General features: G+C 56.6%; 4 protein-coding genes and 1 pseudogene. All 5 read left to right on the top strand.

The genetic code is table 11. The features are described from left to right. The first annotated feature begins 574 nt into the window (after positions 1–574). The 5 genes and pseudogenes from GX515_13320 (at position 575) to GX515_13340 (ending at position 5,418) form a co-directional block, all read left to right on the top strand. Positions 575–1,363, top strand: a complete 789-nt coding sequence (locus GX515_13320; protein HHY33973.1) for a hypothetical protein — start codon at positions 575–577, stop codon at positions 1,361–1,363. Between the two features lie 122 nt (positions 1,364–1,485). Continuing rightward, positions 1,486–2,826, top strand: coding sequence for a hypothetical protein (locus GX515_13325; GenBank protein ID HHY33974.1), 1,341 nt, complete (start codon positions 1,486–1,488; stop codon positions 2,824–2,826). A gap of 1,332 nt (positions 2,827–4,158) precedes the next feature. Continuing rightward, positions 4,159–4,632 (top strand): hypothetical protein, encoded by a 474-nt coding sequence (locus GX515_13330; protein HHY33975.1) that lies wholly within the window; start codon positions 4,159–4,161, stop codon positions 4,630–4,632. A 113-nt stretch (positions 4,633–4,745) separates the two neighbouring features. Beyond that, complete coding sequence (locus tag GX515_13335; protein ID HHY33976.1) at positions 4,746–4,964, top strand: hypothetical protein; 219 nt, start codon at positions 4,746–4,748, stop codon at positions 4,962–4,964. 34 nt (positions 4,965–4,998) lie between these two features. Beyond that, positions 4,999–5,418 (top strand): annotated as a pseudogene (locus tag GX515_13340) (IS256 family transposase). Positions 5,419–6,435 lie beyond the last annotated feature (1,017 nt).

The raw sequence follows: 6,435 nt of genomic DNA on the forward strand, positions 1-6,435 counted from the left end.
GAATCCGACCGATTCTTCCACAAGCGTCTAGACGCTGAACCGGGGTCGTCTTCTGGCTTTCTGCATGCTCGGGGCGAGGGAACGAGGCCCCCAATAGTGCACCGGGTAGTCGGATACAGGTGCGATTAAATTCGAGGAGAAAGAAGGAAATCCTTAGGCTATGTAGAAACTTGCCACCAGTCACACCAACGGCCGCATCAACCCCAAACGCCTCACAGTAGCTCACCAACGCAGCCATCACCTGAATCACAAACCGCTGAAGAGACTGGAGTGCACAACCCGACTCGACGACACCAGGAGACGTGAGCGCGAGACTACCAGGGATGTTTCTTCAGCAAGAGCCCTTCAGTCAATACAGGTTCCTATCCAGCCCGTACCGGTTGGAACTAGCGGAGGGCTTTACGATAGGGGAAGTCGCTCCTAATGAGGATTATGACCTGGTCGGCTCTCGTGCTCACCCGGCAGACGATGCATATGAACGAGTCAATGGTGTTGCCGATAGGTTCCTATCTGAGCGGCGGGAGCCATGCTTGGACGGAAACGAGTAAGACGTGGCGAGGGCGACTAAGTATACGTGAGTGGCAAGGGCGCGCAGCTTCTTGCCATGGTAGTTGCTGGGGAGGGATACGCCTTAGAGGTCATCGGTTATTCCGAGCGGGGCGCAGTGAATGCCCTGGTGTATGAGCTCAAGTACCGGGCGCCTCAGTTGTTGGCGCAACTCCTTTCAAAGGCGCTCTGGCCGTTTACGCAAGGCCCTGACATCCGCCAGGAGACCGACATCACAGTGCTCGTGGAGCAGTCTCTTTCAGACTTCGGAGATGCAGACCTCATCTTCCTCTGGGAGAACCCGGGTACCGATAGCAAAGGTCTGATATTCTGCGAAGTTAAGCGGGGGACGGATTGGACGCTCGCCAAACAGTGGGCAGACTTCCTCACGGGAGTCCGCGACAACGACTCCAGGGTGTGCAGCAACCTCTTTGGGCAGCTGTACCTGAAGATGTCCTACGTTCAGGCGGCGAAACAGGGTGTTCTCGAGGAGGGGATTGCGCTTGATCCTCCATTCCACAAGCGTGAAGGTAAAGCAACGAGGAAGATCGGGAGCAACCCCGTAGTCCAGAGAGCGTCAAACCAGATCTCAAGCCACCTTTCTACGGTCCACTATCTGATCGTAGCCCCAGAAGAGTGCGGGCCAGGAGTCACCAGCGTTCTCGAGACTGCCCGGCAGTACAAGAGGGCGCCGCCCTATTGGGACTACTCCAGTGCGGGGTACCTATCGTGGCCGCAGATCGCAGCGTTCGCACAGGAGCATGGCTTGAGGCATTTTCAGAGAGTCCTGGAGCACAATCAGGGACAGGTATTTTAAGATCCGCGTGAATGAAGCTGATTTCGACGGCCCGGCCCAATTGGCGGAACTTTAGGTGCCGCACCCATGATGTCGGTCGCTAGAACCGGCGCTAACTGTCCTTAAGAAAGGAAGACACGGACATGTCCCAGCGACGCGACTGTACCCCGGTACTAGTGCAAAGGGGAGGGCGCGCTGTACTTCTCAGCAGAATCCCATTCACAGAACGCCGACTACAAGAAGGTTGGCTACAAGAGCTGCTTTTCGAGTACCCAAGTATACTCCCCGTAGCGGATCTGGATCCGGGCTTTGCGCCGCTTCTTCCCCTCGGTCGCGAGATTCCAACGCAAGCCGGCCCCATAGATGTGCTGTACGTTTCTCCAACTGGGCTACTGACTATCGTCGAGGCGAAGCTATGGCGCAACCCAGAGGCGAGGCGCGAGGTGGTCGGCCAGATAATCGACTATGCCAAGGAGTTGGCGAGCTGGGCTTACGAAGACCTGGATGCTGCCGTTCGCACAGCGATGGGCAAGGGTCTCTGGGAGATAGTAAGCCGGGAGGTCTTCGATGGAGACCCGAACGGCGAAAGTGCGTTCGTTGACAGAGTATCCCGTAACCTCCGGGAAGGCCGGTTTCTTCTCCTTATCGCCGGCGACGGGCTCCACGACAGCGTTGAGAACATGGTATCGTTCCTACAAGGTACGCCGCAACTTCAATTCACATTGGCGCTGGTCGAGCTCCAGCTTTACGGCATGGGCAACAATGAGGACATTCTCGTCGTCCCGCAGGTAATAGCCCGAACGGTGGAAGTAACGCGAGCGGTGGTGAGAGTTGAAAGTGCTGGACCAGTTCAATCAATAAGCGTAAAAGTCGACGTACCTGATGACGACAAGGCCAAGACCCAGCGACGCACAATCTCGAGGGATGAGTTCATCGGAGAGCTCGGCACCCGTCTGTCTGGCGAGCAAGTGAGATTCCTAGAGCATCTCCTAGATTACCTCCCCTCGCTAGGACTTAAGGTTACCTGGGGCACATCAGGTTGCTCGTTTCGCTTACCAGACCCCGGGGGCAGCAGGCAACTCCTGACCACGCTGGTCATCGATCGTTCCGGGGTCGTGTACGTAGCCTGGCTGAGTGCACAGCTCTCGAGGATCGGCCTACCTGTTGAGCTTGGTCTGCGATACGTCGAGGAGGGGGCTCGAGTGCTGGGTCGCCGTGTGCGGGATGGTTACCCCGACATGTGGGACCGTGCAGCAGACATCCTTACCTTGATGAGGAACTTCGATGAGTTTGCCGAAGTCCTGAAGAGGTTCATTGATGGCGTTCGGGCTGCTTCCGCCACCCGGATTCCAGAAACCAACTCTTCAACAATCGCTAACTGCGCCATCCCCATGGGAGGGACGTGCCGCGATGTGAACTGGGCGGAAGGGGCGGGTTGCAAACGTCAATCGGGAATTTCACCACCGCGTCGACCGGACAGTTGACCACTTAGACTTCTCATGCGGTAGTCTCATGGTAAGAGAAGCCATGTTTCTTAGGGTGACTTGGACGGGAGGCATTGGTTACTTGTGGGTTGCCGAAAACCCATATTTGACACAATTGAGGTGACCGCCGCTGGCTGGACGAACGTAAAACCCAATGACGATGGCCAGTGGACTGACGCGCGGGGGTTGGTTACGCCACTCGACTTGATGGCGGGGGCCGGAGCCACCGCGTGACGTGGGGTCAGCGTCGGCGTCGTGCAGAGCGGCGGCAAGAGCGCCTCCGGCTATGCCGAAGGCAAGCAAAGGTGGGACGAAGAAGGGTTGTGTTGCAAGGGGGCGGCAAGCGTCATCACATCGGGGGGGATCTACCAGTCGGTGGCGAATCCAGAAACTTGGTGCACCAAGGACCCTGTCGATTGTAGGTGGCTCTAGGCGCCGAGGGGCGTACCACAGGTAGTTCTGACCGGAACTTATGGTTGGCACACATGATGCGAGGAGGCAGAGAGGAATATGGATAACCTCAATCCGTTTGTTCCGTCCGGTTCTCCTGGTTCTCCTCCCCCCAATCACGAGAATTCTCTAACCCGGGCCCTGTTATGGGTTCTGAGAACGGTACCAGCAGCAGAGGCTGCGTTCCTAGATTTAGTTCGAGAGTCCCAAGCGAAGTCTGGGGCTAGCAACCAGATACCTTCGTCCTCCGCACTGCCAAGCCCGGGCGAATTCCGCTACCAGGTCGGTAGAATCGGAGCCGTCGCCAAGGAGCTAGTCTCCGTGCTTCTGGCTGACGGGCAAGTTGGCGGACAATCTCCCTGTGCAGGGCATCGTGTCGTACGTAGTAATAGGCAGGCAGTGTATGACGGTGTAATCATCTATGAGCCGGACTTGATAATCATCATTGAAGCGAAACTCGACAGTAATGGCTTTAGTTGCACGCAACTGGACCCAGGTACGGATCTTGACCCGCAGGTTAGCGTGAATCCTGTGCCCGTTATCCTTCAGTGGAAGGATATCTTTGAGCGGTTGATATCTCTGATCACGAGGAGACAAGTCGTATGCTGTGCTGAGAAGAGAATACTCGATGATTTCCTCGCTTACGTAGACCAGTACTTCCCGCACCTGGGACCGTATGCAAACTTCTCGCTCTGCGGCGGGAATGAGTACCGTTTGCTGAAACGCTGCCGTAAGATTCTTGCGAACGTGGGCCAGCAGATGAATCTCCAATTGGGCTCTCAAACAGACCCACCGTTTCTGGATCTCTCATCTCTTCGAGTCGGCGCTATTGCCACACGGGCCTACTTGGGGCCTGAGTTCGGCCAAGGTAGGTGGGTGTCAGTGAAACTGAGCTTGTATGCCGGAGATACTGTCACCCAGGCAAAGGAGTTCTATAACAGTGTGAGTAAGAGCAAGGTACAACTGTTCCGGAATGGCTCGTGGGAGACCAAGCCCAATTTGCACTTCGGGTACATACGGAGACACTTGGTCTGGAGTTCCGCGCAGATACAGTGGGATGATTACTATGACTACTGGTACAGGGCCAACCAGAATGGGAGAATACGCCAGTATCGTCAGCCGGAATTCACAGGTCTGTTCGACCAATTGCTCTGCGACAAGCAGATAACCAATCACGATCGAGCTCAACTCGATCAAGCGTTTGTCAATACAAACAGAGACCATGTGAATGTCTGCCCAGGTATGGCGTTTGTGTATACTTGGGATGCCGCGGACGCAAGTCACCTTGACAACCAAGGGTCATTCGAAAGCGATGTAAGGCACAAGCTCGACTCCGCGATGCGAAATCTACCGTAAGCACTAAGCAGTTGCCGTTGAAGAACACTGAGGATGCTCCAAAGCTCGTGGAATTTGAGGTAGCGGCTCCCTCGTGGTAAGACGGAGCCGTGGAAGAGTCGAGGGAGCCGCCAATGTCAGCATACCACAGGAAGAGCAAGACCGGAAGGACCGACAGGAAAGAAGACGCAACGAAAACACCAATCTCCTGCGAGGTGGCGGTCAGCCTGGAGGCGACACGCCAGAGGGCCAAAGACGGACTGCCTGCGCTGTGCGTAGAGGTTGGGCTCAACACGCTTGCGATATGCTCGGGAATCATGTTCCAGTCCAGAGGTGTCAGGTTCACAAGATGAGGAACGTTCTTGACTATCTCCGTGACGAACAGTCCCCTGGGTGAAGCGCAAGCTTGCAGCCGCCTGGTCGGAGACCGATGCAGACACGGCCAGGAAAGCACTTGAGGCAGTGGCAGACTCTTTGGAGAAGAACTACCCTGGAGCCGCCGCTAGCCTGCGCGAGGGTCTGGAGGAGACGATAACTATTAACCGGCTCATGCTGACAGGCGCTCTCCGGAGCACCATACGTTCGATGAATCCCATCGAGTCCGCCATAGAAACGGCAAGGACCACCGCGCGCAGGGTCAAGACGTGGCGTGGTGGAAACCAGGTCTTGAGGTGGATACTGGCGGGGCTTCAGGAAGCAGAGCGGAGGTTCCGACGCGTGGCAGGCTGCCGAGATCTGCCGTGCCTGAGGATGCACCTAAGGGGCGAGGTTCTCAACGCCATCACGAGCAAGGCACCAAACGCATGAAACATTCAAGCGGGGGTGTGCTACGCGAAATCCCACGACGATTGGGACAAGCTTGGTCCTGGGGCTTATGGGGCTCGAGGGGAGGAGCATTGAACCCGGTGGCCCCCGCGCGATAACGAGGTTATCTTACGTAGAGAGACTTCTAGATTCAGACCTCTTATGGCTTCCATACTATTCCACATAGCACACGGGTATCCTCCAAGCCGGCGGTGCGCCCCAGGCCCCCCTCACCCAGCGTCAGCCTCTGCTGATCTTGCCAATCCCGTGCCAATCCAATTGGCGGTACGTCGCGGTACGACATGGGAGGAGTGGAAACCGGAGGGTCCCATCTGCCCAGCTAGATGGGATCTGCAGAATTCGACAGTACTAGGCGGAATGACGCTTACCGGACTTTTAATCCGGGTGTCCCGGGTTCGAGTCCCGGATGGCTCACCAGCTATTTTGGGGTATGGGTTAGCGGGCGGGTGCGCTGTACAGGCAAACGTACAGGCTAAGTACCTGGAAATCGAAAGCCCCGGGGAGGGTTGCTCCGGGGTCTCTTCATGCCAGCGGTCGCCTGCAGGTTGACCCCAGGTTATCCACGGGAAGCGAGGCGCTTTGAGGGACAACAGGAGTTTCCGGAGAAGGACAAAGGCGTCGCGCAGGGCCTCATCCGGTGCCGGGTACGTGTTCGCGTGGACGAATATCGGGCATTACCCCAGCGCGATTCCGCAAGGCCGTCCGCCTGGCACAGAGCCTTAGCCTTCCAGGGATTGTAGGGGCCATATCCCCCACTATCATGGAGTCCGCTTTCTGAATCCCCTCTAAGGCCTGTTTGCTACTGCTACCATAAGATGGCGGGAATCAAACCAGGAACACCTCCACATGAGCCGGTATTCCCCTGGCCCGCTTAGCGAAATCCTGGTCGAAAGTAGCAAAACGTCTTGCGCCTCCGCTTGCAGCTAAATGAAGCGCGTCGGCGAAATCTAAACCTGAGGCGTGCCACTCTAAAGCTTTGCTGACCGCCGACACGTCCTC

It is taken from the genome of Bacillota bacterium, assembly GCA_012842395.1.
GTDB lineage: Bacteria > Bacillota > SHA-98 > UBA4971 > UBA4971 > UBA6256.